22 protein-coding genes are annotated in these 26,471 nt (G+C 69.9%); 5 read left to right on the plus strand and 17 right to left on the minus strand.

Annotation, left to right across the window (positions count from 1 at the left end):
* Positions 1-8: 8 nt before the first annotated feature.
* The 12 genes from hemH to R2J76_RS16185 all read right to left on the minus strand — a co-directional run bounded on the left by hemH (position 9) and on the right by R2J76_RS16185 (position 12,576).
* Positions 9-956, minus strand: a complete 948-nt coding sequence (gene hemH, locus R2J76_RS16130; RefSeq protein WP_316412664.1) for a ferrochelatase — start codon at positions 954-956, stop codon at positions 9-11.
* Positions 953-2,323 (minus strand): oxygen-independent coproporphyrinogen III oxidase, encoded by a 1,371-nt coding sequence (gene hemN, locus R2J76_RS16135; protein ID WP_316412665.1) that lies wholly within the window; start codon positions 2,321-2,323, stop codon positions 953-955. Before hemN ends, hemH begins: the two co-directional genes overlap by 4 nt.
* Before the next feature lie 53 nt (positions 2,324-2,376).
* Positions 2,377-3,363 (minus strand): uroporphyrinogen decarboxylase, encoded by a 987-nt coding sequence (gene hemE / locus R2J76_RS16140; protein ID WP_316412666.1) that lies wholly within the window; start codon positions 3,361-3,363, stop codon positions 2,377-2,379.
* A gap of 12 nt (positions 3,364-3,375) precedes the next feature.
* On the minus strand, positions 3,376-4,641 hold the full coding sequence (gene hemL / locus R2J76_RS16145) for a glutamate-1-semialdehyde 2,1-aminomutase (RefSeq protein WP_316412667.1): 1,266 nt from the start codon (positions 4,639-4,641) through the stop codon (positions 3,376-3,378).
* 2 nt (positions 4,642-4,643) lie between these two features.
* Positions 4,644-5,615, minus strand: coding sequence for a porphobilinogen synthase (hemB, locus tag R2J76_RS16150; RefSeq protein ID WP_316412668.1), 972 nt, complete (start codon positions 5,613-5,615; stop codon positions 4,644-4,646).
* Positions 5,616-5,617: 2 nt separating this feature from the next.
* Positions 5,618-6,214 (minus strand): uroporphyrinogen-III synthase, encoded by a 597-nt coding sequence (locus tag R2J76_RS16155; protein WP_316412669.1) that lies wholly within the window; start codon positions 6,212-6,214, stop codon positions 5,618-5,620.
* 35 nt (positions 6,215-6,249) lie between these two features.
* Complete coding sequence (gene hemC / locus R2J76_RS16160; RefSeq protein WP_316412670.1) at positions 6,250-7,119, minus strand: hydroxymethylbilane synthase; 870 nt, start codon at positions 7,117-7,119, stop codon at positions 6,250-6,252.
* Positions 7,116-8,186 (minus strand): glutamyl-tRNA reductase, encoded by a 1,071-nt coding sequence (locus R2J76_RS16165; protein WP_316412671.1) that lies wholly within the window; start codon positions 8,184-8,186, stop codon positions 7,116-7,118. Before R2J76_RS16165 ends, hemC begins: the two co-directional genes overlap by 4 nt.
* 262 nt (positions 8,187-8,448) lie before the next feature.
* Positions 8,449-9,852 (minus strand): M20/M25/M40 family metallo-hydrolase, encoded by a 1,404-nt coding sequence (locus tag R2J76_RS16170; protein ID WP_316412672.1) that lies wholly within the window; start codon positions 9,850-9,852, stop codon positions 8,449-8,451.
* Between the two features lie 295 nt (positions 9,853-10,147).
* The gene (locus tag R2J76_RS16175) at positions 10,148-10,498 is read right to left on the minus strand and encodes a hypothetical protein (protein WP_316415905.1); all 351 of its coding nucleotides are present in this window, start codon (positions 10,496-10,498) and stop codon (positions 10,148-10,150) included.
* Positions 10,485-11,042, minus strand: a complete 558-nt coding sequence (locus tag R2J76_RS16180) for an RNA polymerase sigma factor (RefSeq protein WP_316412673.1) — start codon at positions 11,040-11,042, stop codon at positions 10,485-10,487. The genes R2J76_RS16175 and R2J76_RS16180 overlap by 14 nt, the downstream gene beginning before the upstream one ends.
* Before the next feature lie 67 nt (positions 11,043-11,109).
* Entirely contained in the window at positions 11,110-12,576 is a 1,467-nt protein-coding gene (locus tag R2J76_RS16185) for a carboxypeptidase-like regulatory domain-containing protein (protein WP_316412674.1), read from the minus strand.
* 62 nt (positions 12,577-12,638) lie between these two features.
* Here R2J76_RS16185 and lepA point away from each other — a divergent pair, with 62 nt between their 5' ends.
* The 3 genes from lepA to R2J76_RS16200 are packed head-to-tail and all read left to right on the plus strand — an operon-like array spanning position 12,639 to position 15,622.
* The gene (lepA, locus tag R2J76_RS16190) at positions 12,639-14,456 is read left to right on the plus strand and encodes a translation elongation factor 4 (protein ID WP_316412675.1); all 1,818 of its coding nucleotides are present in this window, start codon (positions 12,639-12,641) and stop codon (positions 14,454-14,456) included.
* A gap of 3 nt (positions 14,457-14,459) precedes the next feature.
* A complete protein-coding gene (locus R2J76_RS16195) occupies positions 14,460-14,702 on the plus strand; it encodes a hypothetical protein (RefSeq protein ID WP_316412676.1) in 243 nt (80 codons plus the stop codon).
* A gap of 26 nt (positions 14,703-14,728) precedes the next feature.
* A complete protein-coding gene (locus tag R2J76_RS16200) occupies positions 14,729-15,622 on the plus strand; it encodes an ATP-binding response regulator (RefSeq protein ID WP_316412677.1) in 894 nt (297 codons plus the stop codon).
* Positions 15,623-15,625: 3 nt separating this feature from the next.
* Here the strand turns inward: R2J76_RS16200 and R2J76_RS16205 are convergent, their stop codons facing one another.
* The 5 genes from R2J76_RS16205 to R2J76_RS16225 are packed head-to-tail and all read right to left on the minus strand — an operon-like array spanning position 15,626 to position 21,207.
* Entirely contained in the window at positions 15,626-16,498 is an 873-nt protein-coding gene (locus tag R2J76_RS16205; protein ID WP_316412678.1) for a hypothetical protein, read from the minus strand.
* Positions 16,488-16,838 (minus strand): VOC family protein, encoded by a 351-nt coding sequence (locus R2J76_RS16210; protein ID WP_316412679.1) that lies wholly within the window; start codon positions 16,836-16,838, stop codon positions 16,488-16,490. The genes R2J76_RS16205 and R2J76_RS16210 overlap by 11 nt, the downstream gene beginning before the upstream one ends.
* 19 nt (positions 16,839-16,857) lie before the next feature.
* Positions 16,858-18,537 (minus strand): LytS/YhcK type 5TM receptor domain-containing protein, encoded by a 1,680-nt coding sequence (locus R2J76_RS16215; protein ID WP_316412680.1) that lies wholly within the window; start codon positions 18,535-18,537, stop codon positions 16,858-16,860.
* 16 nt (positions 18,538-18,553) lie between these two features.
* The gene (gene ldhH, locus R2J76_RS16220) at positions 18,554-20,686 is read right to left on the minus strand and encodes an L-lactate dehydrogenase (quinone) large subunit LdhH (RefSeq protein ID WP_316412681.1); all 2,133 of its coding nucleotides are present in this window, start codon (positions 20,684-20,686) and stop codon (positions 18,554-18,556) included.
* On the minus strand, positions 20,683-21,207 hold the full coding sequence (locus R2J76_RS16225; RefSeq protein WP_316412682.1) for a LutC/YkgG family protein: 525 nt from the start codon (positions 21,205-21,207) through the stop codon (positions 20,683-20,685). The genes ldhH and R2J76_RS16225 overlap by 4 nt, the downstream gene beginning before the upstream one ends.
* A gap of 211 nt (positions 21,208-21,418) precedes the next feature.
* On the opposite strand from R2J76_RS16225, the gene btsR reads away from it, so the two are divergent.
* Positions 21,419-22,132 (plus strand): two-component system response regulator BtsR, encoded by a 714-nt coding sequence (gene btsR, locus R2J76_RS16230; protein WP_316412683.1) that lies wholly within the window; start codon positions 21,419-21,421, stop codon positions 22,130-22,132.
* A gap of 174 nt (positions 22,133-22,306) precedes the next feature.
* Complete coding sequence (locus R2J76_RS16235) at positions 22,307-26,434, plus strand: hypothetical protein (RefSeq protein ID WP_316412684.1); 4,128 nt, start codon at positions 22,307-22,309, stop codon at positions 26,432-26,434.
* Positions 26,435-26,471 lie beyond the last annotated feature (37 nt).

Consider the following 26,471-nt stretch of genomic DNA (forward strand, 5'->3'; position numbering starts at 1 on the left):
CCTCGCTTTCACAGTACCGACAGGGTGCGCCGCGCCAGACAGCGTATGTAGGCGGGATCGGCGGCGGGGGCCGGCAGGCGCCGGTAGCTGCGCACGCCGGCCTCGCGGGCCACGTCCCTGAAGAGGATATCCAGTTCGTGGAGGGTCTCGATGTGCTCGGTGACGAAGCTCACAGGGAGGACGATGATGTCCCGGCCCCCCAGGGTCCGCAGCACCGAGCCCAGCTCCGGCTCCAGCCACTTGATGGGGCCCACCTTGCTCTGGTACGCCAGTCGGAAGCCGCCGGGGACCGGCCCCACGCGGGCCTTGAGGGCCTCCACCGTGGCCTCGATCTCCCGCTGGTAGGCGTCGCCCTGCTCGATCTGCCTCACGGGAAGGCTGTGGGCGGAGAAGACCACGGTGGCGCCGGGGACCTCGCGCAGGGCGGCCTCCAGGGGAACCGCGAGGCTCTCCAGGTAGTCGGGGTCGGTGGCGTAGTGCAGGACGCCGGGCAGGACCTCCAGGCCCAGGGCCCGGGCCTCCCGCTCCAGCTCCACCAGGCTGGAGCCCGTGGTGGCGCGGCAGTCGTGGGGATAGAGGGTGACCGGCACGACGCGGCGGATGCCCTGGCCCTTCAGGGAGCGCAGCACCCCCGCGGCCCGGGGGGACGTGTAGCGGAAGGCGATCTTCACGGGCTCGGCGCGCCCGGCCTCGCGCAGTGCCGCGCGCAGGGCCGCGGCCTGGCGCGCGGTCTCCCGCAGGATGGGGCTGCCGCCGCCGATCTCGTCGTAGCGCCCCATCACTTCCTTCCGCCGCCCCTTGGACAGCAGGGTCGCGAACAGCGGCTGCAGGAACGCGGGGCCCGGGAACTTGATGATGTCCCGGTCGGAGAAGAGGCGGTAGAGGAAGCCCTCCACGTCCCGGGAACGCAGGGGCCCTCCCAGGTTCAGGAGGACGACGGCGGTGTCCGGCCTCACACGGTTCTCGAGAACGGCGTGCTCGCGGCCAGCTTCTTGAGGTAGGCGTCGAAGGGCTGGACGATGTTGCGCACGAAGCGCCGGCCCAGGGGCGTGATGAAGATGCCCTCGTCGCGCACCTCCACGGTGCCGAAGGGGACCTCCTCCTTCAGTTCCTCGATGGCGCCGGCGAAGTGCGCCGGCCCGTCGATGCCGTAGCGTTTGGCCAGGTCCGCCCAGCGCAGCTCGAAGGTGCCCATGAGCTCGTGGATGAGCCAGCGGCGCATGAGGTCCTCGCCGTCCAGGCGGTGGCCCTTGTGCACGGAGAACCGGCCCTCGGCGATGTCCCGCTCCCACTTGGTGAGGATCTTCTCGTTCTGGGAGTAGACGCCGGCCACGTTGGAGATGGCGCTGGGCCCGAAGCCCAGGAGGTCGGAGCCCGCGGCCACGGCGTAGCCCATGAAGTTGCGGATGAGCCGGCCTTCCTTCACGGCCCGGGCCATCTCGTCGCCGGGGCGGGCGAAGTGGTCCATGCCGATGGCGACGTAGCCGTGCTTCTCCAGGATGTCCACGGCCAGGAGCAGCAGGTCCAGGCGCAGCTCAGGGCTGGGCAGGGTCTCGGCGGGGATGCTGCGCTGGTAGGGCATGACCTTGGGCAGGTAGGCGAAGCCGTAGATGGCCATGCGGTCCGGGTTCAGCTCCAGCGTGCTCTCCAGGGTGCGCCGGAAGGTGGCCAGGGTCTGCCCGGGCAGGCCGTACACCAGGTCCAGGTTCACGCCGGGAAAGCCCAGGTCGCGGGCCTGGCGCACGGTGGTGAGGGTCTGGTCCCAGGTCTGGCCCCGGGTGATGAGTTCCTGCACGCGCTCGTCCAGGTCCTGCACGCCGAAGGACACGCGGTTGAAGCCCATCTCCCGCAGGGCGGGAAGCTGGTCGGGTTCCAGGAAGGTGGGGTCCACCTCGATGGACACCTCGGCCCCGGGCAGCAGCGGGAAGCGGTCCGTGATGAGCTTGAAGGTGCGCCTCAGGTCGGCCACGTTCAGGTAGGTGGGCGTGCCGCCCCCCCAGTGGAGCTGGATGGCCTTGCGCCGGTTGGGGAGGTGGGAGGCCCACATCTCCACCTCGGTCTCCAGGGACTTCAGGAAGCCGTCCACGGGCGAATAGTGGGGGCTCACCACCACGTTGCAGCCGCAGTAGGAGCAGCGGCGCTTGCAGAAGGGGAGATGCGCGTAGAGGGAGAGGGGCTCCGGGTCCGCGTCGGCGCGGGCCAGGGCCTCGGCCACCTCCTCCTGGGGGAAGCCCTCGGTCCACACCGGCGGCATGGGGTAGCCGGTGTAGCGGGGTCCGGGGCGGTCGTAGTGCTTGATCAGGTCGGAGAGGGACAGGGCCATCTTCGGAACCTCCAGATGCCATTTTCGCAGAGAAAGGGGATGCTTCAGGTCAACTATCCCTTCACCGCGTCGATCACGGCCCCCACCACCGCCGGGTCCGTCTCCGGAAGGAGCCCGTGGCCGAGGTTGAACACGTGGGGGGCGCCCTTCATGACCTGCACGATGGCCTTGGCCTTGCGCACGGCCGTTTCCTCGCCCGCAAGCAGCGCCGTGGGGTCCAGGTTGCCCTGGAGCACCTTGCCGGGGAACTGGGCCCGGGCCTGGGCCATGGGCACCTGCCAGGACACGGCGAACCCTTCGCAGGGCAGGGTCCCGAGGCTGGAGGGCAGGATGCCCCGGGGGAAGTAGAGCCGGGGGGCCCCCTCCACCTGGGCCAGGGCCCGGTGGGCGGCCGGAAGGGCGAACGTCTCGTAGTCCTCCCGGTCCAGTTCCCCGGCCCAGGTGTCGAAGAGCTGCACGCCCTGGGCGCCGGCGCCGATGTGGAGGTTCAGGAGGCGCGCCGAGGCGTCCGCGAGGCGGTCCAGCCACAGGCGGGCCTTGGCGGGCTCCTGGTGCAGGAAGGACTTGGCCCGCACCCAGTTCTTGCTGCCCTTGCCTTCCAGGCCGTAGGCCAGGAGGGTCCAGGGGGCGCCGGCGAAGCCCAGCAGGGCCTTGTCCTCGGGCAGGGCGGCCCGCACCTTGCGCAGGGCGGCCTGGACGGATTCGAACACCTTCTCGTCCAGGAGCACGTCGGGGTCCACCTGGTCCAGGGTCCGGGTGAGGCGGGGGCCCCCTTCGGGGATGACCACGCCGCAGCCCAGGGCCTCCAGGATCACCAGGATGTCCGAGAAGATGATGGCGCCGTCCAGCTTGGGGAAGCGGCGCACGGGCTGGAGGGTCACCTCGGCGGCCAGGTCCGAATCGTAGAGCAGGTCCTCGAAGGAGGCCTTCTCGCGGATCCTGCGGTACTCGGGCAGGAACCTCCCGGCCTGGCGCATGAACCAGATGGGGGGCGTGGGCAGAACTTCACCCCGGAGGGCGCGTACGAGCTGAGGAGTCATGGCGGTTCCGTTCTAGTCTTCGTTCTTGAGGGCGGCGGCGACCACGCCGATGGCGCGTTCCACGTGGGCCAGTTCCTCGTCGCCGTGGGCGGCGGAGAGGAAGGCCACTTCGTAGCCGGAGGGGGGCAGGTAGACGCCCTCCTTCAGCAGCAGGCCGTGCATCTTGTTGAACCGCGCGATGGCGCCGGATTCCACGCGGTCGGCGCGCTTGACGCCGGGCTGGAAGAGAGGCCACAGGAGGCTGCCCACCCGGGGAACGTGGAGGCCGGGCATCTTCTCGAAGGCGGCGGCCCACTGGGCCCCCTTCTGGTCCAGGCTTCGGTAGACGTTGGGCGTGAGGCGCTCGAGGGTGGCCAGGCCCGCGGCCATGGCCACGGGATTGCCGCTGAGGGTGCCGGCCTGGTACACGGGGCCGTCCGGGGAGATGACGGCCATGATGTCCTTGCGGCCGCCGTAGAGGCCCACCGGCATGCCGCCGCCGATGATCTTGCCGTAGGTGACCAGGTCCGGGGTGATGCCCAGGAGCTCCGCGGCGCCGCCGGGGGCCACCCGGAAGCCGCTGATGACCTCGTCGAAGATCAGCACCACGCCGTAGGCGTTGCACAGCTCCCGCAGGCGCCTGAGGAAGGTCGTGTCCTGCACCAGGAGGCCGTTGTTGGCGGGGATGGGCTCGATGATGGCCGCGGCGAGCTCGTGGCCCAGCTTGTCGAAGGTGGCCTCCAGGGCCTCCAGGTCGTCCAGGCTGATGACGGTGGTCAGGTCCGCGAAGCCCCGGGGCACGCCGGCGCTGCTGGGCTCGCCGAAGGTCACCAGGCCCGAGCCGGCCTTCACGAGCATCGCGTCGCTGTGGCCGTGGTAGCACCCGTCGAACTTCAGGATGCGCTCGCGCTTCGTGTAGCCGCGGGCCGCGCGCAGGGCGGACATCACGGCCTCGGTGCCCGAGGAAACGAACCGCATCTTGTCCAGGAAGGGCACCATCGACTTGATGCGCCGGGCCAGGGCCAGCTCGCGCCGGCTGGGGGCGCCGAAGGTGAGGCCCTCCTGCATGGCCTCCACGGCCGCGGAGATGATCTCGGGGACGGCGTGGCCGAGGATCAGCGGGCCCCAGGACATGCAGAGGTCCACGTAGCGGCGGCCCTCCTCGTCCTCGAAGCGGCTGCCCCAGGCCTTGCGGAAGAACTTCGGGGTCCCGCCCACGGCGCGGAATGCACGCACGGGGCTGGAGACGCCGCCAGGAAAGTGGGTGAGGGCTTCCTGGAACAGGGTGTCGTTGCTCATGGTCAGATCCACTTCTTCTCAAGGGCCTCGCGGGCCACGTAGGTGACGATCCAGTCGGCGCCGGCGCGGCGGATGGCCAGCAGGTGCTCCCTGAAGAGGTTGGCCTCGTCCAGCCAGCCCATGCGGGCCCCGGCCTTGACGCTGCTGAATTCGGACGAGACGTGGTAGGCGGCGATGGGGCAGAGGGTCTTCTCCCTCAGGCGCCAGATCAGGTCCAGGTTGGGCATGGCGGGCTTGACCATGAGGGCGTCGGCGCCCTCCTCCAGGTCCAACAGGGCGTCCCGCAGCCCCTCCCGGGCGTTGCGGGGATCCATCTGGTAGCTGCGGCGGTCGCCGAACTTGGGGGAGGAGTCCGCGGCCTCGCGGAAGGGCCCGTAGTAGGCGCCGGCGTGCTTGATGGCGTAGCTGAGGATGCCGGTCTGGGTGAAGCCCTGGGCGTCCATGGCCTCGCGCATGGCCCGGATGCGGCCGTCCATCATGTCGGAGGGGGCCACCATGTCGGCGCCGGCCTCGGCGTGGGCCACGGCCATGCGGGCCAGGATCTCCACGCTCCGGTCGTTGACGATCACCGGGCCCTCGTTGACGCCGCAGTGGCCGGTGTCCGTGTAGGCGCAGAGGCACACGTCGGTCATGACGATGACGTCGGAGCCGAACTCCTTCTTCAGGCGGCGCACGGTCACGGGCACGATGCCCTCGTGGTCGTGGGCGGCGTGGGCGTCGGGGGCCTTGTCGGAGGGGTCGGGCACGCCGAAGAAGAGGTGGCTGCGCAGGCCCAGCTTCAGGTCGGACTCCACCTGGCGCACCGTGGCCTCCACGCTGTTGCGGGAGATGCCGGGGAGACTGGAGATCTCGGTGGAATCCTTGCCGGGCTGCACGAAGTGGCCCTGGATGAGGTTCCGGGCCTGGACGGTGGTCTCGGCCACCAGGTCCCTCATGGCGGTGGTGGTGCGCAGGCGGCGGGATCGGATCAGCATGGTCAACCTCGTGAAGACAGGAGTTGCTGCAGGGCGGGAAGCTGGGGCACGCACCAGCCATGGGAAGGATATCCCACTTGGGCGAAAGCCCGGTCCGTTCGTTCACCCCAGGCCAGGCGCAGGCGGTCCCCGGAGAGGGGGCCCAGCACTTCGGCCTGCAGGGGGCTCAGGGCCAGGACGGCGTCCAGGGCGGGCGGGGCCGGCGGGGGGTCCAGGGGCACTTCCCGGTGGGTGATCCAGGGCAGCACCGACCACACCGTGCCCCGGAGGGCGTCCTCCAGGTGCTCCCGGCTCCGTTCGGCCCGGGCCAGGAGGAAGGTCCCGCCCCCGGGGAAGCGGTCCTTGAGCAGCTGCACGAGGCCTTCGGCCTGGGGGAGGGCGCTGGTGAGCACCTCGCGGCCCTCCAGGGCCCGGGCGGTGGCGGCCCCCTGGGCCAGGCAGGGCACCCCCGGGGGGATCCGGGCGAGGCGGGCCGCGGTGGGGCTGAGGACGATGACGCCGTCGGGGCGCGGATGCGGAGCGGGGGCGCCCGTGGCCTCCATGGCGGTGACATGGTAGGGGACGGGTTCCCAGCCTGCGGCCGCAACGGCCCGGCTCATCGCGTCTTCCTGGGCGCGGGCGAGGCCCACGCGTTTCACAGCCCCAGCCCCCGGAGGACCTCGGCGACGAGGGCATCCTCATCCGTGCCGCGGGATTCGGCCCAGCGGATGCCGTCGGGGCCCGCGAAGGCCGCCTGGAGATGGAAGCCGCCGGGCTCCTGGGTGCAGAGGGCGCCCAGGGGCTGCTGGCAGCCGCCGCCGATGCCCCGCAGGACGCCCCGTTCGAGGGTCACGCAGGTGCGGGTGAGGGGGTGGTGGAAATCCTTGAGGGCCTCGAGGATGGCCGTGTCCTCCGCCCGGCATTCCGCCAGGAGGGCGCCCTGGGCCGGGGCCGGGAGCAGCTCCCGGGGCCCGAAGGGCCGCACCGTGAGGCCCGTGAGATCCAGGCCCAGGCGGCGCAGGCCGGCGGCGGCCAGCACGGTGCCGTGCAGGGGCGCGTCCCGCAGCACGCCGTCCTTCACCCGCTGGAGCCGGGTGGGCACGTTGCCGCGGATCCAGGTGAAGGTGGCCTTGGGCAGGGCCTGGGAGAGGAACCTCAGGCGCCGTTCGGAACTGGTGCCGATGACCGGGTTCTCCGGCGCGTCGGGCCGCATGACGAGCCAGTCGGCGGAATCCTCCCGCCGGGGCACGCAGGCCGTGACGATGCCCGCGGGGCGGTCCAGGGCCACGTCCTTGAAGGAATGGATGAGCAGGTCCACGTCCTTGGACAGGAGGGCGTCCTCCAGTTCCTTGGTGAAGAAGCCCGCGCCCTCCTCCTTGCCCAGGGGGCCGGCGAGCCACTGATCGCCGTGGGTGGTGAAGCGCTTCCAGAGGATTTCATGTCCGGCCGCCCGCAGATGGGCCACCAGGTCTTCCGATTGCTGCACGGCGAGGAGGGATCCCCGGGTGCCCAGTGTGATTTTCATCGTCCTTCCAGGGCTGGCTCACGTTGAAGGTTGAGGGCCCGGAAGGCCAGGGTCCGGCCGCGCTTCAGGAGGGCCTCCAGGGCTTCCATCTGGGCGGGGTCGAGACCGGCGAGCACGCTTCCGGGCGCCACGGCTTCCGCCTCCATGGCCTCCCACGCGTCCGTGAGGCGGTCCGCGGCGGTGCGGTTGGCGTGCTTCTGGATCCGGGCGTCCGCGCGGCGGCGCAGGCGCTCCACGGCGCCGACGATGAAGGGTTCCGCATGGACGGCGGCTTCCCGCCTCTTCATGCGCCCGCCTTCCGTCTCCGCCAGGAAGGTGGACAGATCCACCCGGGTGACCCAGGGGATATCGTCCATTTCCGGTTCGGTGTCGTAGGGGAGGGCCAGGTCCACCAGCTTCACGGGCGGCCGGTCCAGGCGTTCCCAGTTCCCCTTGGTGAAGAGGGGGGCGGAGCTGGCGGTGGCGGTGACCACGGCGTCGAAGCCCTCCGGGTCCATCTGGAGCTGGGCCAGGGGCACCAGGGGCAGGCCGAAGGCTTCGGCCTTGGCCAGGGTGCGGTTGGACATGGTGATCTGGAAGCCGCGCTCGGGCAGGCGCTGGGCCAGGTACCGGCTCATGGGGCCCACGCCCACGATGGCCACCTTGGCGTTGGGGGCCAGGGTCGTCTCCAGGTGGCGCAGGGCGGCCGTGGCCACGCTGGCGCTGCCGTCGTCCAGGCCGATGCGGGTGCGCAGGCGCTGGGCCTCCCGCAGGATGTCCTCGAAGGCCGCCTGGGCCTCGTGGCCCGCGGTGCGGGTCTCCTTGGCCGTCTGCAGGGCCTGCTTCATCTGGCCCACGATCTCCCGGTCGCCCAGATTGGCGCTGTTGAGGCCGGTGGCCACTTCCAGCAGGTGCCGCCAGGCGGCCTCCCCCTGGAAGCATTCGATGTCCGGGTCGAAGCCCAGGGTGGTGCCGTCCCCGCCCCAGAACATGAAGATGACCCGCTGGCAGGTGGCGAGGTAGACCAGCTCGCAGGCGTCGGAGATGCGCCGCCACATGAGCAGGTGATCAGCCAGATGCGCCCGCACCACGTTCCTGGCCACAACCTCAGGGTCATGCCTCGGTATGTAGTAGGAATAGAGCACAGGATCCATGGGCCGCCATTTAGTCTGTCTAAGGGATCAGAGTATCTTAAATTATTGAATCAACCGAACCGGAAAGTTCATTTTCGGACGGCGGCCCGGGGGGGTCGGGCAGGGAAAATCCCTTCCTTTCCTTTGTTTTCCCATCGACCGAAGGGCGGGACGGGAAAAGGCGAAAGAAAAGGAAATTGATGCCAATCACAGGATCCTAGGGTTCCAGGAGCCGGCCGGGGATGTCCGCCAGGGCGTACACCGCCACGGCGAGGATGGCGGAATTCTTCGCCAGGTCCTCCTTGTTGATCTTGTCGAAGGTGTCGGCCTTGGAGTGGTGGACCTCCCAGTACTTGGCGGTGTCGTGGCTCATGCCCAGGCCGGGGACCCCCACCATCACCGACGGTTCGATGTCCACGCCGCCGTGGCCCAGCACCAGGTGTCCGGCCTCCAGGGGCTCCAGCATGGGGGCCAGGCCCGAGAGCACCGCCAGGGCCTTCTGGGCATCCGGGGCCTTCCCGCCCTCGGGGGCGTGCAGCTCCAGGGAGAAGCCCCGGGCCAGGCCGTTGCCCGAATCCGTCTCGATGGCCGCCACGTGGTCCTTCATTTCGGACCGGTGCCGGGCGAGGTAGGCCTCCCCGCCCCGGTTCCCGTTCTCCTCGTTGGCGAAGAACACCACCCGCACGGTGCGGGCCGGCCTCAGGCCCTGCTCATGGATGAGGTTCGCGGCGGCCAGGGACAGGACACATCCCACCCCGTCGTCCTGGGCCCCCTGCCCCACGTCCCAGGAATCCAGGTGCCCGCCCACGAGGACGATCTCCCCCGGCCTGGACGAGCCCGGGAGCTCGCCCACGACGTTGGCGGCCTCCACGTCGGGGAGGGTCTCGCAGTTCATCTCCAGGTGCACCCGGATGCGCTGGCCCCGGTCCCACTGGCGGCGCATCATCATGGCGTTCTCCACGCTCACGGCCGCCGCGGGGATGGCCGGGGCGTCGGCGTCGTAGTGGAGGCTGCCGGTGTGGGGCGTGTCGAAGCTCAGGGAGGCCACGGAGCGCAGGAGCATGGCCACCGCCCCCTTGCGCGCCGCCGCCGAGGCCCCCGAGAAGCGCATGCGCGCCCCCGGGCCGTAGCCCTTGAAGGGGGACTCGAAGAGGACGATGCGCCCCTTGACCTGGTCGTCCTTGAGGGTGGCCAGCTCCTCCAGGGAGGACACCACGACCACGTCGGCCGTGATGCCGCCCTTGGGGGTGGGCACGCTCATGCCCAGGCCCAGGATGCTGAGCTCCTGTGGCGTTGGCGCCTCCATGCGGGCCGATTCCCCGTTGCGCACCCAGTGGGGGACCATCACCTTCTCGGTGTGGACGTTCCGGAGCCCCGCGTCCCGCATGGCCTGGAGCCCCCACTGCACCGCTCTGCCGTAGCTGGCCGATCCGCTGAGCCGGTGCCCCACGTCGTCGCAAAGGGATCCCAGGTTGCGGTAGGCCTGGTCCGAGGCCAGGGCCCGGGCCGCCAGGGCCGAAGCCTGGGCGCGGACCTTCGCCATGGGCCCCTCCGGGGCCGGCCCCGCCAGGGCGGCGGCGCCGAACCCCAGGAAGAGAAGCAAGGACAGGGAACCGCGCATGGGGCCTCCGGACATGCCTCACTATACGCTGCACTCCCCCTCCGGGGCGATGCCCTTCCAATTTGATTCCCGAAAGAAGGCTCCATCCCCTTCATCCCCTCCATCGGCGTTCATCCCCGTTACCCAGGGCCAAGGCTTGGTTGGGTAGGCCCATGCGGGTAATGCGCGCGCCGACCCAACCCATCGCCGGCCCTGCGGAACAGGGATGAAAACGATGAAAAGGATGAACAGGATGGGAACCCTTGACCCCCAGCACCACGGCCCCTGCCAAGGTCCGGACGCAAATCCCCTCCATCTATTCGGATTTTCCCTCGGGTTGACGCCCGCCCCACCCGCAGCCATGCCGGTGCATCCCCTGCCGGAAGGCCTCGCGCTCCTCGGGGGTCATGGCCTCCCAGCGGCGCATGAGGTGGTGCCGCCGGTGCCAGGCCCCGCCGTGGCTCCGGTGGAACCCTCCGAAGAGGATCCTGGACAGCACCAGGAGGCCCAGCCCCTGCCAGAACCCGATGGCCTTCAGCCCGAAAGTCATCGGCATGATCCCGTTCCAGAGGGCCATGACCACCCAGCCCAGCACCGCCACCGCCGCCACGCCCAGGACGGCGATGCCGATCCCCTTGCGGACGTTCATTCCCCTATGCCTGAACATCGACGTACTCCTCGTAGATGGCCCGCAGCCGCTTGCGCAGGTGCAGGACCGCGTATCGTTTCCTCGAAAGCAGCGTGTTCACGGGCACGCCCGTGGCCGCCGCCAGTTCCTTGAAGGTCCGTCCTTCCAGTTCGTGGGCCACGAAGACCCGGCGCTGGTCCTCGGGCAGTTCCTCCAGAGCCGCGTCCAGCTCCTCCAGCAGCACCCGCCTGGCGAAGGCCGCTTCGGGGCCCGCGTCCCGGGAGGGCAGCCATTCCTCCAGGGCCAGCGCCTCGCCGTCCAGGTCCCGTTCGAAGGGGGCCCGCGCCTCCCGCCCCCGGCGCCGGAAGAGGTCGGTGATGCGGTTGCGGGCCACCCGGAACATCCAGGCTCCCGCCTCGCGCAGCGGCGTCATGAGCCGCTGGGCCTCCACCAGTTCGAAGAAGACCTCCTGCAGGACGTCCTCCGCGTCGGCCTCGTCCGGCACCCACCGCCGGATGAAGTTCCGGAGCCTGGAGCCCTCCCGGGCGACGGCTTCGGTGATCTGGCGATCCTGTTCATACATCCGGGCGGCTTCCAGGGTTTCCTCCTTCTACCCCTGAAGACGGGCGAAGGCGGGAAATATTGTGGGCCTATTTCAGAACGACCCGGATCCGGAGCCGGCCCGAGGCGTCGGCCTCCAGAACGTCCCAGGCCAGGGGCCCGTCCCGGCCCGCCGGGACCTCGCCGGGGCCCAGGTTGTAGGCGGCGTCGTCCAGCTGCCACCGGCCCCCGGGGTAGCTGGGCGCGGGCGGCTCGGGGGTCCCGGGGTGGGCGTCGAGGATGCGCACGGGGCCCTTCGGCTCGCCTCGGGTGAGGAGCCCGGGGTCGACCCGGGCCACCACGAGGCCTTCGAAGCCCGGGCCCCAGCGGCCCCCCACCCGGCCCCGGTCGAAGCCCAGGGGGCGGCGCACGTCCAGCTCCCAGAACCGGCCCCGGCGGCGGGGGTCGGGGATGACCAGGCGCTGGGGCAGGTCCCGGGGGGCCCGCTCCAGGGGGTCCATCCACCCCTCCCAGGTCCGGCGCACCACCCGGGTGGCCACGGTGTCCCGGAAGGCGCCGTGGTACCAGAGGTCCGTGCGCACCCAGCCCATGGGCTGGGAGGGGCTGTAGGCCGTGTCCTCCTGCCAGGGGCCCGCCCCGGGGTGGAAACGGTCCCAGCCCCGGAACATCCCGGCGTCCATCACGTCCCAGGCGCCGGCGGTGAGGGGGTGCCGGGAATCCAGGTAGAAGTCGTCCACGCGGTTCTCCCCCATGGCGTGGAGGGCCTCGTGCACGACGAAGCCCAGGGGCGTCTCGTCCGTGAAGAAGACCGCGGGCCACTGCACGGAGCGGTTCCAGGGGAGGGGCTCCAGGAGGCAGATGGCGGTGAGCTCCTTCCGGCTCTGGGTCACGGTGCCGGGGGGGCCGGGGGGGACGATCCAGAGGTGATCGGGCTTGCCGTCCGGAACCGGGAGGCCGGTGCGGTTGTTGACCCGATCGAAGGGCTTCAGGTCCAGGGTCTTGAGCCGGGCCAGGACCCAGGCGACGAGCTCCCCCCGCTGGGCGTCCGTGCGGGGCGCGGGGTGGACGGTGTCGGCCAGGTGGAGGAAGGCGCCCTCCTCCAGTTCCAGGCTCCCCTTGCTGATCTCATAGAAGTAGTTGGCGGCGGTGGCCTCCCCCGGCCCCCGGCCGAAGAAGAGGGCCCGCAGCTCCGCGTCGGTGCGAAGGGGGGCCTGGTCCGGGAAGTCCAGGCGCACCACCAGGACTTTCTCCTTCCGGTGGGCCGGGGCCCGGCCCAGGACCACGGGCGAGCCCAGCTCCCCCCGGGGGACCAGGTCCCGCTGGAACCCGGGCTTCTCCACCACCACGTCGGTGTCGGCGGGATCCAGGTCCAGGGTGAAGTCCCCCCCGGCCCCCGTGAAGGCCACGGGCGGGTGGGCCCCGGGCCGCACCCGCACGGGGCGGTCGGGGTAGACCCGGACCCCCTCCAGGCCCCGCTCCCCGTCGGTGACCCGGCCCGTCACGGGCCCGGCCAGGGCCGGCAGGCACAGGAGGAGGGTCAAGAGCAGACGTACCATGGATTCAACGATACAATGGACGGTTCTAGGAAACCCCCGCACTGAACCTCAAAAGGCCACGCGTGACCGAATCCAACCTCATCCGCAATTTTTCCATCATCGCCCACATCGACCACGGGAAGTCCACCCTGGCCGACCGGCTCCTGGAGCTCACCAACACCATCGCCCGGCGGGATATGCAGGCCCAGATCCTGGATGACATGGAACTGGAGCGGGAGCGGGGCATCACCATCAAGGCCCACGCGGTGACCCTGAAGTACCCGGCCCAGGACGGCCAGGTGTACACCCTCAACCTCATCGACACCCCCGGGCACGTGGACTTCACCTACGAGGTGAGCCGGAGCCTGGCCGCGTGCGAGGGGGCCATCCTGGTGGTGGACTCCACCCAGGGCGTGGAGGCCCAGACCCTGGCCAACACCTACCTGGCCCTGGAGAACGACCTGGAGGTCTTCCCCGTCCTCAACAAGACCGACCTGCCCAGTTCCGAGCCCGAGCGGGTCCTGGAGGAGATCAACACCGTCATCGGCCTGGTGGACACGGCCCACGCCGTGAACGTCTCGGCCAAGACCGGCGAGAACTGCCTGGAGGTGCTGGAGAAGATCGTCCAGTGCATCCCGCCCCCCAAGGGAGACCCCAAGGCCCCGCTGCAGGCCCTGGTCTTCGACTGCCACTACGACCAGTACCGGGGCGTCGTCTGCCTCGTCCGCATCGTCAACGGGACCCTCAAGGCGGGCGAGACCATGCACTTCATGGCCACCGGCAGCGACCACCGGGTGGACGAGGTGGGCGTCTTCAGCCCCAAGATGACCAAGGTGGACGAGCTCACCGTGGGCGAGGTGGGCTACGTCACCGGCAGCATCAAGACCCTGGCCGACGTGAAGGTGGGCGACACCCTCACCCACGCCCTGTCCAACACCACCCGCCCCTCCACGGAGATGCTCAAGGGCTTCAAGGAGCTCCAGCCCGTGGTCTTCGCGGGGATCTTCCCCACCAACAGCGAGGACTACGAGGGCCTCCGCGACGCCATGGACAAGCTGCGGCTCAACGACAGCTCGTTCAAGTACGAGCCCGAGACCAGCCAGGCCCTGGGCTTCGGCTTCCGGTGCGGGTTCCTGGGGCTCCTGCACATGGAGATCGTCCAGGAGCGCCTGGAGCGGGAATTCGACCTGGACCTCATCACCACGGCCCCCTCGGTGCGCTACCACGTGTTCCTCACCGACGACACCGAGGTGGACGTGGACAACCCCGCCAAGCTGCCCCCCCTGCCCCGCATCGCGCGCATCGAGGAGCCCATCATCGAGGCCACCATCCTCACCCGCCCCGACTTCGTGGGCGGCCTCCTGAAGCTCTGCGAGGACCGGCGCGGCCTCCAGCAGCGCCTGGAGTACGTGGGCAAGGACCGGGTCATGCTCGTCTACGAGCTGCCCCTGAACGAGGTGGTGCTGGACTTCTACGACAAGCTCAAGTCCATCTCCAAGGGCTACGCCAGCTTCGACTACCACATGAAGGGCTACCGGGAATCCGACCTGGTGAAGATGGACATCCTCGTCAACGGCGACCCCGTGGACGCCCTCTCCATCCTGGTGCACCGCTCCAAGAGCCAGGCCATGGGCCACGGCCTCACGGTGCGCATGAAGGAGGTCATTCCCCAGCAGATGTTCGACGTGGCCATCCAGGCCGCCATCGGCGCCAAGATCATCGCCCGCACCAACGTCAAGGCCCGGCGCAAGGACGTGCTCGCCAAGTGCTACGGCGGCGACATCTCCCGCAAGAAGAAGCTCCTGGCCAAGCAGAAGGAAGGCAAGAAGCGCATGAAGTCCATCGGCAGCGTCGATATCCCGCAGGATGCCTTCCTGGCCATCCTCAAGGTGGAGGGCTGAGCCGTGTTCCAGCCGTCCATGGAAGTCACCCAGCAGGCCCCGAAGACCGGGGTGAAGAGCCTCACCGGCTTCGTGCTCACGGGGCCCCAGAAGGGCGTGATCCTCTGCGTGCTGCTGGGGCTCATGTACCTGCGCCTCTACCGCCGGAAGCGGTCCCAGGACAAGATCTGCTCCCACTGCGGCACCCGGAACCCCCCGCACCAGACCAACTGCAAGCAGTGCTCGGCCCCCCTGTTCCATAAATAGCGGCTATCATCGACCCGGGTGGGCCCATGAGCAAGATCCGAGTCCTGGTCGCCGACGACGATTCCACGAACCTCGCGCTCCTGGTGCGGGTGCTGAGCAGGGCCGGCATGGAGACCGTGGCCGCCGAGGACGGCTCCGAGGCGCTGGCCCACCTGCGCAAGGCCCCGGAATCCTTCGACGTGGTCCTCATGGACCTGGTGATGCCCCGCATGAACGGCTTCCAGGTTCTCAAGCGCATGAAGGCCAACGCCCAGCTCAAGGACCTCCCTGTCATCCTCCAGACCGCCTCCAGCGCCCCCGAGGACATCCAGCGGGGCATGGAGGCCGGGGCCTACTACTACCTCACCAAGCCCTTCACCCAGCGGGTGGTGCTGGGCATCGTGCGCACCGCCGCCCAGGACATCGCCCGCATCCGGGTGCTCCACGCCGAGGTGGAGCGCCTGGGCACGCCCCTCTCCATGATGATGACGGGACGCTTCCGCTTCCGCACCCTCCTGGAATGCCACGAACTCACCAACCTCCTGGCCAAGGCCTGCCCCGACCCCGCCCGCATCGTCACGGGCCTTTCGGAGCTGCTCGTCAACGCCCTGGAGCACGGGAACCTGGGCATCACCTACAAGGAGAAGGGCGATCTCCTGGAGAGGAACGGCTGGAAGGCCGAGATCGTCCGCCGCCAGGCCCTCCCCGAGAACCAGGACAAGTGGGTGGAGGTGGAAGTCACCCGCCATCCCGACCGCATCGCCTTCGAGGTGCGGGACCAGGGCAAGGGCTTCGACTGGCAGACCTACGTGAAGCCGAACCCCACCCGGCTCTTCGACAACCATGGCCGGGGCATCTTCATGGCGAAGATGGACAGCTTCGACCGGCTGGAATACCTGGGGGACGGGAACCATGTGCGGGCCGAGGTGAAGCTGTCGTAGGTTCTACATCTGCCGGATCGACGAAACGTTCCTGGACGCCATGTGCGCCCACACCACCTGGCAGAACCACAGCGTCGAGCGGAAGCGTTCCATGTAGTTCACGCGGGCCATCAGCCTCAGGGCCTTTAGGGCGGGGTCTTCCGTGGGCGGGGCGGTGCGGTCCAGGTCCAGGAGGGCGGCGGCCTCCTTCTTCAGGTGGGCGGTGAGGGGGGTCCAGGCTTCGGCCAGGAGCGTGGCCTGGGCGTCGGCGTAGGCGGTGGCGAGCTTCCCGAACTCGGTGTTGGCGCCGTAGGGCATCCGGTCCACGGCCAGGACCTCCACCCACCGCACGTTGGGGGGGAGGCGCAGCACCGTGCGGTCCTGGCCCGCGGGGTCCTCGCAGAGGACCTCCAGGGTGCCGCCCGCGGCGGGGACCCGGTCCCTGACCTCGGCCTTGCTGGAGGACAGGAGCCGCATGGCGTCGGCCATGCGCTGGGCCTCGGCGGGCCGGGCCAGGCCCTGGCGGAGGAGGGTGGTCTGCCATTCGTTCCAGCGCTGGAGGAGGGGCTCCTCCAGGGCCAGGAAGGCCCCGTCGAACAGGAATCCCGAAAGGGTCCGGGCCTCGGGGGCCAGGGAGGCGGGAAGGGTGAACGAGGTGCCGGTGCGGCCCAGGGCGGCCAGCTCCCGGGAGCCCGCGGCCAGGTAGGCCTCGGCCTCCCGGTACGCGGCGTCCAGCTCCTTGCGGACCCGGCCGTAGCCCTTGCGGGCCTCGGCCACGCTGGCCGGAAGGGGCGGGATCCCCGTGGTGGCGGCCTCCAGGACCACGACCTTCCCGGGGGGCTCGCCCTGGAGGGCCCCGGCCAGGAGGACCGCGGCCGCGGCCCGCCTATTCCACATCGGTGCAGACGGCGAGCACGTTCCCGCTGGGATCGGCGAAATGAAAGCGGCGGCCGCCGGGGAACCCGAAGATCTCCTTCACGATCCGGCCCCCGCCCCGGACGACCCGCTCCCTCGCGGCCTCCAGGTCCTTGTTGAAGATGACGGCCAGGGGCGCGCCGCCCGGGCCCGGCTCGTCCCGGGTGAAGCCTCCGGCCATGTGGCCGTCCTCGAAGGCCGCGTAGTCCGGGCCGTAGTCCGTGAAGGTCCAGCCGAAGACCCCGTGGTAGAAGGCCTTGGTCGCCGGCAGGTCCGTGGCGGGGAATTCCAGGTAGAAGATGGCGTTCTCGGGGTTGGCCATGGTCGGACCTCCGCCTCCATCATTCCACCAAGCCGCCGTCCAGGGGCACCCGAAGGGTCATGCGCGTGAGGGCGCCGGGCTCGCAGTGGATCTCCGGCCCCGCGCCGGGGCCGAAAAGGCTCGCCAGGCGCTTCCGGACGATGGGCAGGCCCAGGCCCTCCCGGGAGCGCCGGGCCTCCTCGTAGGCCCCCGCGTCGTCCTCCACGTCGATGCGCAGCGCCCCGCCCTCGGGGAAGGCGAGGATCCGCACCGTGCCCGGCCCGGCCATGCGGGAGACGCCGTGGCGGATGGCGTTCTCCACGAGCGGCTGCAGGGTGAAGGTGGGCACCTTCACCCGCCGGAAGGCCGGGGCCACGTCGATCTCCACCCGGAGCCCCTCGAAGCGGGCCTTCTCGATCTCCAGGTAGGCCCGGATGTGCTCCAGCTCCTCCTCCAGGGTGCTCAGCTCGCCGTGGCGCTGGAGGTTCTTGCGGAAGTACCCCGAGAGGTGGCCCACCAGCTCCCGGCCCCGGGCCGCGTCGCTGCGGAGGATGGCCATGATGGTGTTCAGGGAGTTGAAGAGGAAGTGGGGGTTCACCTGGGCCCGCAGGAGCCTGAGTTCGCTCACGACCAGGAGGTTCTTCTGCTCCTCGTACTTGGCGATGAGCAGCTGGCTGGAGAGCAGGGCCCCGATGCCCTCCCCCAGGCGGCGGTTCATGTGCAGGAACCGCCGGTTCTTGGGCTCGAAGAGCTGCACCGTGCCCAGCACCGTGCCGTCCACCTCCAGGGGCACCACCAGGGCCGAGTGCAGGGGGCAGTCGCCGGAGACGCCGCAGGTGAAGGCCTGGTGCACGCCGTCGGCGAAGACCACGGCCCGGTCCTGCATGGCCTGCCGGGTGAGGGCCGAACTGATGGGGCCCCCGGGCCGGTGGTGGTCCGCCCCCAGCCCCACGAAGCCCAGCACGTGCTCGTTGTCGGTCACCGCCACGGCCCCGACCCCGGTCTCCTCCTTGACGATGGCCGCCATCTCCCCCGCCGTGGCCGGGCCGAAGCCCCGGCCCAGGAGGCCCAGGGCGCGCTCGGCCACGCGCAGCGCCGCGGCCGAGGACGCCGCGGCCACCCGGTCCAGGTCCCGCTGCCGGTGCATCAGCACCGCCATGAGCAGGGCCGCGCCCACGGGGTTGAGGAAGACCATGGGCGGGGCGATGACCTTGACGATCTCCACGGCGTCGGGGAAGGGCCGGGTCAGCAGCAGCACGATGCCCATGTGCAGCACCTCCCCGGCGAAGGTGGCCAGGAGGGCGGTGCGCATGGTGATGAGCACCTCCGGCCGGTCCCGCAGCCTGCGGTTCAGGAATCCCGCCAGCAGCCCCTCCAGGGTGGTGGCCACCGCCCCCGACAGGGCGGCGATGCCCCCCAGGCTCATGCGGTGCACCCCGGCGGTGGCGCCCACCAGGCCCCCCAGCGCCGGTCCCCCCAGGAGCCCCGCCAGCACCGCCCCCACGGCCCGGGCGTTGATGATGGCCCCGCCCTTGAGCACCGGGGTGCCCAGGTAGTTGCCCAGGATGGTGATGCCCGTGAACACCAGGAACAGGCGCACCCTCCCCCGCGGCCGGGCCCAGTCCGAGGACAGGGGCCGGAACGCGGGGGATTCGCAGTAGAGGTAGAACAGAACCAGGAAGGCCGAGATGGTCTGGAAGAGCGTCACCAGCGATCGCACGGGCCCCCTGCTCCGTTCACTTCAGACGTTTCGCGAGCCTCACGGCGGTGTGCTCGACCTTGATGCCGGACCCCAGCTTATCCAGTCCGCCCCGGATCTGCATCACGCACCCCGGGCAGTCCATGGCCACCGAGGTCGCCCCGGTGTCCTTGATGTTCTCGAGCTTGCGCTCGAGGATGGGGGCGCTCAGTTCGGGCAGCTTGAGGGAGTAGGAGCCCGCCATGCCGCAGCAGGTGTCGCACTCCTTCATCTCGGTGACGGTGAAGCCGGCCTTCTTCAGGAGGTCCCGGGGGGCCTGCTGGGCGTTCAGGGTCCGCTTCAGGTGGCAGGAATCGTGGTAGGTGATCGTCTCGGCCTGCTGGCCGTCCTTGAACTCCAGCCGGCCTTCGTCCACGAGCTTCTTCACCAGGGTGGCGAAGTCGATGGTCTTGGCGGAAAGGACGCGGGCCCCCTCCAGGTCGTCCCCCATGCCCAGGCTCTCGAAGGTGGAGATGAAGTCGTCCCTCAGGGCCACGGTGCAGGTGGGGCAGGCCGATACCACGTACTGGACGTCCTCCTCCAGCAGCGCCTTGATGTTCTCCCGGGCGTTGCCCGCGGCGGTCTCGTAGGCGCCGTTGTACCGGGCCGGGGCGCCGCAGCAGGTCTGGCCCTCGGGGAAGACCACCCGGATGCCGGCCTTGTTCAGCACCCGCACCACCGCCTCGCCCATCTCGGGGTAGGCGAAGTCGATGAGGCAGCCCGCGTAGATGGCGGCCTTCTCCTTGCACTCGGGCTGGACGATCTCCTTGAAGGTGTCCCGGAAGGGCCGGGGCGCGATGGCCGGCAGGCTCCGGAAGTCCGTCATGCCGGAAAGGAAGAGCGGCAGGTGCCGGATGAAGCCGCCCTTGGCGAAGGGCTTCTGGGCCACGGAGGCCGCGCGCAGCAGGGAATGGAAGAGCCGCCGGTTGTTCACCACCGCGAAGATGCCCTTCTGCACCAGCGGCATGCCCTTCTCCACCGCCAGGCGCCGGCGCAGTTCCAGGATGAGGTCGGGGATGTCGATGCGCCCGGGGCACACGTCCTTGCAGGCCCCGCACTGGATGCAAAGGCCCTGGATGTCGTCGGACTGCTTGAGCTCGTCGAACCAGGCCGTGAGGATGGTGCCGATGCCCCCGGTGTAGACCTTGCCGAAGACGTGCCCGCCCACGAGGCGGAACACGGGGCACACGTTGAGGCACGACGCGCAGCGGATGCACTGGAGGGCCTGGCGGAACTTGGGGTCCGCGGCCATCTCGGTGCGCTTGTTGTCCATGAGGATGATGTGCAGTTGCTTGGGGCTGCCGTCGGTGTTGGGGACCTGGCCCGTGATGATCGACACGTAGCTGGTGAGGAGCTGGCTGGTGGCGTTGCGCGGAAGGGCCTGGAGGATGGGCTGCACGTCCTGGAAGCTGGCCACCAGCTTCTCGATGCCCACCACCGCCACGTGGATCCGGGGAAGGGTCGTCACGAGCCGGGCGTTGCCTTCGTTGGTGACCAGCACGAGGCTGCCGGTCTCGGCCACGGCGATGTTGGCGCCGGAGATGCCCATGTCCGCGTCCAGGAACCGGTTCCGCAGCTTGCCCCGGGCGAACTTCACCAGCTTGGGGATATCGGGCTGCTGGCCCTCCTCCACCTTGGTGGAGAAGACCTCGGCCACCTCCTCCTTGGTCATGTGGATGGCGGGCATCACCATGTGGGAGGGGGTCTGGTGGCAGAGCTGGATGATCCATTCGCCCAGGTCGGTCTCGTACACCTCGATGCCCGCGGCCTCCAGGTGCTTGTTGAGGTGGATCTCCTCGGTGGCCATGGACTTGGATTTGACGATGGAGCGCACGCCGTTCTCCTTGGCCAGGGCCAGGATGTAGGCCTTCACCTCGGCGGGGTCCGAGGCCCGGTAGACCTTGGCGCCCGCGGCCTCGGCCTTGGCCTTGAAGGCCTCGGCCAGTTCCTCGAGATGGGAGGCGCCGTGGGCCTTCACGTCCCGCACCGCGTCCCGCACCGCCTGGAAGTCCATGCCCGCGTAGGCCTTCTCCCGGCTGATCTTGTAGGCTTCGGAAAAGCGCCCCAGGGCGCCCCTGAGATTGGGGTTGGCCAGGGCCTCCTGGATGGATTCCTTGAACGTCGCGGTCATGCCGCACCCCCTTCGACGAAGACGATGACGAGCCGCTCCGGCCCGTGGACGCCGATGGTGAGGACCCGCTCGATGTCCGCGGTGCGGCTGGGCCCGGTGATCATGGAGAGGTAGCAGGCCTTTTCCGGCTTGATGCGGCCCAGGACGGAGGCCATGTCCGGCAGGAGCCGGTCCGCCCCGATGAGGGCCACGTGGATCTGGGGCAGGGTCGACACCAGGCGGGACCCCACTTCGGTGGCGTCCACCACCAGGGTTCCCGTGTCCGCCAGGGCCCATTCCATCTGGCTGATGCCCACCTTCGCCTGGGCCGCGCCCTCGCGGGTGACGTCGTAGGAGAGGCCCGGGAAGGCCGGGCGGCCCTGGGCCTCCAGGAAGGCGCAGGGGGCCCAGAGGGCCGTACCGCCTACCTCCCTCAGCAGCCCGTGGACGAAGTCCCGGGCCTCGGCGGCCGTGCCGCAGCGGTGCACTTCGGCGCTGACGGCCTCGGCGCGTTCCTTGAATGAAGCGAACAGGTTGTCCATGGCTCACCCTGCCTTCTGGCTGGAGGTTGAATGAAATGCGGTAGGACGATCATAGGGAATCCCGCCCCTCTCGTCCCGGGGCTCCGGAAGGGAATCTTGCCCACCGGTTTCAATTCGGACCCAGGCGGTCCAAAACCCGCCCCGACCGGCGGCGGGAAACCCGGGAAATGCTATAGTCAACCGGGATTGTCATGATTCTGGGAGGCCGGGGATGCTGCGGGCGGTGCTGGTGGACGACGAGCTCCACGCCAGGGAGGAGCTCGAGGCCCTGCTGGCCGAGACCGGCGAGGTGACCGTGGTGGGCACCTGCCCCGGCGCCGTCCAGGGCCTGCGCACCCTGCGGGAGACGCGGCCCGACGTGCTCTTCCTGGACATCTCCATGCCCGGGGTGGACGGCATGCAGATGCTCAGCATGATCGAACCCGACGCCATGCCCTGCGTGATCTTCGTGACCGCGTACGACGAGTACGCCCTCAAGGCCTTCGACCGCAACGCCGTGGACTACCTCCTCAAGCCCGTGGAGCCCGCGCGCCTCGCCCAGGCCCTGGAGCGGGTGAAGCGGTTCCTGGGCGAGGGCCGCCGCCCCGCCAACGCGGGCCCCCCCATCGACCGCATCCCCTGCCTCGCCGGCCCCAACATCAAGCTCGTGGACACCGCCGAGGTGGAATGCGTGCGCTCCTCCGAGGCCGGCGTCCACGTGGTGACCCCCCGGGGCGAGTTCCTCACCGAACTCACCCTCACGGTCCTGGAGGCCAAGGGCGCCAACCTGGTGCGCTGCCACAAGCAGTACCTGGTGAACCTGGCCTGCATCGACGAGATCGACCGCCGCGACCCCGCCGCCGCCTTCATCCGCACCCGCACGGGAAGGACGGTGCCCGTGAGCCGGAGGTACCTGGCCCCGCTCAAGGAGCGGCTGGGCATCTAGACCCCTTCCGTCCCGTTCATCCCCCGTTTTGCACCGTTCAGGGGGAAAACATAGCCCGATCCGGGTTTTTGAATATATTTCTGGAAGGTTAATCCTCAGCTCGCTGCTGAATTCAAAAGATCTAAAGGTCAGAAAATTCCATGCTCGGCGGACTCCCAGGGGAGGGCCCAGGCCATGGCAAGCGACCCGCAATCCAAATCCCTTCTCGGCATGCTCCTGGTTGGCCTGCTGGGGGTCGGCTATGTCTCGACCCAGAAGGCGCCCCCGGAGGCGCCCCCCCAGGCGGGGACGGTTCCGGGGGAAAAGCAGGGGACCGAGGTGCAGAACCCACTCCTGGACAGGACGACCCTGAAGCCGTATCTGGACTTCATCCAGGGGAGCGTCGGGCGTCCCCAGGTGCTGGGAGCCGAGACCTACCTGTTCCGCGGCGCCCAGGGTCCGCCGGGCATCGCGGTCCGGGGCGAAAAGGGGGGCGACAGCCGCAGCCTCTGGGAGGCCCTGGGGGCCAGGAACGAGGGGCCCCGGGAGGCCAGGCCGGATTCCCGGGCCCTCCTGGCCCAGGACCCCCACCTGCGCATCCTCCTGGCCACCATTCCCGATCCGGACCACTCGGACCTCACGTACGATTTCGACCAGGGCGTCCAGGCGGTGGAGGCGGCCTTCCACGACATGAAGTGGTACCTGGCGGGGCAATGGATCCCCGAACAGGACGGGGATTCCAAGGGCAGGGCCCCGGACATGCCCAGGAGCCTCCTCTTCGTGAAGCCGTTCATGGCGGCCATCGATCCGGAGGAGGGCGAGATCCCGCTTCCCTGGGTCCAGGCCTACGACAAGCGCCTGGTGCTCCTCCTCCCGGAATCGCCGCGGCTGGGGCTCCGGCGCGCGCCCCTGCTTCATGCCATGAACCTGGTCAAGGGCAGGGAGCTCGGCCCCCTCTCGAAACCCGGCCTCGACCGGAAGGCCCTGCAGGTGCTCCATGCGAAAAGGGTCGCCGAAACCCTGCTGGGTGACTTCCTCATCTTCGTGCAGGGGCTGGACGGGGCGGACGCGGCGGAGAGGACCGCCCTGCGGGAATTCGATACCGGAGCCCAGGCCCTTCGCGAACGGTGCCTTGCCATCATCGATGGGGCCGGGCCCGACATCGGCCAGGACGCCATCCGGGGATCGCTCCTGGCGGGGTCCGCCCCGGGCGCAGGTCCCGGCCTCCTCGTGCTCCAGTGGAGCAGGCTTCCGGAAGCCAAGGCCCTCCTGGCGGCCCACGCCGGGATGGGCCCCAGGCTGAAGCGGCTCCTGGAGCCCGGCCTGCGCCGCCTGCAGGAGGCGCTCTGGGAGACCCTGGGGCGGCTGGACCGGGAGCGCGCGCCGTTCCTGACCATCCTGGGTCCCAGGTACTCCGGGAGCGCCGGGGATCTCGGATGGGCGATCCGGCAGATCTGGGGGGAGGAGAGGAAGGTGCTCATGCTGAGCACCGGGAGCACGAATGAGAGCCTGCGGGGCTGGACCTTCAGGCCGAACGGCGTTCCCGGGGCGGAGGACAGGAGCGAATGGAAGCCATCCCTCCCTTCCTTCGTGGCCTTCCACGGCCTGATTCCCGACGACAGGGCCTACGACGCCGCGCTGTGGGAGACCCTCGAATCCTGCCTGGGGCAGGATCGGAGGTTCTGGGCCGAGTGCGTGGAAAGCGACACCCTGTTCGGGAGCCTGGCCTCCGGAGGCGCTTTCGGGCGGGAGTCGCTGACGCCGGATCCCGGGGAGATCCGGAGCTATCCGGTGCCCTCGCACCTGGCCGTCCTCCGGAGGGCGAGGGCGGACCAGGGGGAACCCGGCGGGCTGGAACTCGGCAAGCCCCTGAAGGAGACCCTGGGCCGCATCGGGAACCTGGAACTCAAGGGCGAGTCCACCGGCCTGGACCGGGGACTCCATTTCCTGAACCCGAACAGCGCGGTGGACGCCGACCTGTCCCTTTCGAACCTGATCCAGGACGTCAAGCGGCGCCACCTCCTGGGGGTGCGGATCCGCATGAGCTCCTTCTCCAATACGCTGTTCCTGGCCACCTGGCTCCGGTCGCACCTCACCGGGGCGAGCCTGGCCATGGATTGGACCAGCCAGCTGTTCCTGCACCCCAAGCTGTCCGCGGACCTGGATGGGGTCTTCTGCATCGGGCCGATGCCGCCCTACCCGGGCCTGGTGCGGGGAACCACGGGCCTGCCGTCCCGGGGGAGCGCCCTGCGGGAACCGGGGTACTGGGAAGAAACGACCGTCCTGACCCGGGACGCCCTTTGGCTGCTCGAGAACGTGGTTCCCAACGGACTCCGGCCCCGGAAGCACAGGGGCCTCCAGGACTGGCTGCTCCTGGCGCCCGAGCTGGACACCCGGGCCCTCGCCTGGGAAACCGACCCGGCGGACCCCGGCCTGAGGACCCTGCGGCACCAACTGTGGATCACCCAGCTGCACCAGGGGCGAAGCGAGCCCGTGCGGGCCGTCCTGGTGCCCCCCCAGGCCCGGGGCGAGGACTTCCGGGAATTCCCCTTCCGGGTCCACGCCTTCCCGCTTTCGGGCCCGGTACCCGGAGGCGCCCCTCCCGCGGACCTCGGGAAGGTCCAGAACCTGCCCCTCAAGGTGTTCCACCCTGCCCTTTCCCAGGGGGCGATCCAGCGCCTCGCCCATGCTCTGCTGCTGGGCGCCAGCCTGGCCATGGCCCTGGGGTGGCGCACCTGCGCCAGGCTTCTCCTGGGGGGTGCCCCGCACCGGGAATGCCGCTTTTCCAAGGGCGGGTCCTGGCTGGTCGCATGGCTCATGGCCCTCCTTCCGCTCCAGGTGCTGCTGCCCCTGGGCGCGCAGGGGTGCCTCTTCGCCCTGCTCGAGGACCGCGGAAGCCTGGATGGCCTGGCCACCCTGAGCCTCCTCGCCGGGGCCCTGGGCTCGATCGGGGTGGCGGGGATGGTGTTCCGGGTTTCCTGGAAGTTCCTGGCCCGGACCCCGGAGTTCTGGCCAGGCGGCAGCAGGACCGTCAGCCTCGGGATTCTGGTCGCGGTCTGGTCCGGCGCCCTGGTGTATGCGGCGATCCTTGCGGGGCGAGGCTGGCTGGGCGCCCGGGGAGCCGTGGACACATCCGCCTTCTTCCTCCTGCGCCGGCTCCAGATGCCCCTGACCGGGTCCGGCCTGGCATCCCTTCTCGGCCTTTCCTACCTTTTGTCCTTCGCGAGCCTCGTGCTGGAGGCCAAGGCCTTCCATTCCATACGGGCGAGGGGGCTCTCTCTGGTCTGCCTGGCCCGGGAGGGGTGGTTCGAAGGGAAGGGCGCCACCCGGTGGATGGAATCGCTGCACCGGGAGGTCACGCGGCCCATCAACGTGTGCCCAGCGGGGCCGTGGCCGCGTTTCGCAGCGGCGTCCGGGGGCGCGCTGCTCGTCCTGGGCGGGCTCCTGGTGGGGGTGGCGCGGCCCGAAGGCCCGGCGCCCTGGGGCGAGGAGACCTTCCTGCTGCTCGCCTATCTCGTGGGATCCGCCCTGGTGGCGGGCCTGGGCTACCGGGCGGTCCGGATCTTCCTGAAGGTGGAAGGGGCCTCCAGACTCCTGCTCACGGCGCCCTTCATGAACGGTTTTGCCATAGCGGGGAAAGCCTATGGCTGGCTCCCCCCGTGGGGTCTCCATTGGCTGGGCGAACGCCATTCCCTCGAGCCCCTCCAGGCGGTGCGCGAACTCGCCGCCCGCATCGGGAGGGAATCCGGGGACACCCGCTTCAAGGCCATCACGACCCGGCTGAAGGTCCTCGTCGGCCAGGCCCAGCGCGCCGCCTCGGAGACGGGCCATGGGAGGCCGGGAATGGCATGCCAGCGGTCGGGGGAGGTCAAGCTCGCCCTGATGCTGGATATCACCTTGCGGCACCTGGTCCATTGGGCCAAGGGGATGGTCCGGCAGGACGGGGACCTTCAGGGCCTCCAGGCCCTGGTGGCCTACATGTGCCTCCGCCGGGCCCTCGTCCAGGTGCGCCAGGCCCTGCTCGGGATGTTCGTGATCACCCTGATGCTGGTCTTCATCGCCTCCACGCCCATCCACGACCGCTCCCTGGCTCCGGCCCTGGTGGTGGTGCTGGCCGTGGAAGTGGCCCTGGCCATGGTGATGATCGCGCGCCTGGAACGGAATCCGCTTTTCAGCCTCGTCGCGGGTACCACTCCGGGGAAGATGGACTGGAACAGCGGCGTGGTGCTTTCCCTCGCCCAGCCCGCCCTCGTCCTGGGCCTCGGGTTCCTGCTCACCCGATTCCCCGCGGCCGCGACCTTCTTCCAGACCCTGATGCCATGAACCGCCATCCCTGCCCTTAACCCGCTCCCGGCCGGCC

Source organism: Mesoterricola silvestris, assembly GCF_030295405.1.
GTDB lineage: Bacteria > Acidobacteriota > Holophagae > Holophagales > Holophagaceae > Mesoterricola > Mesoterricola silvestris.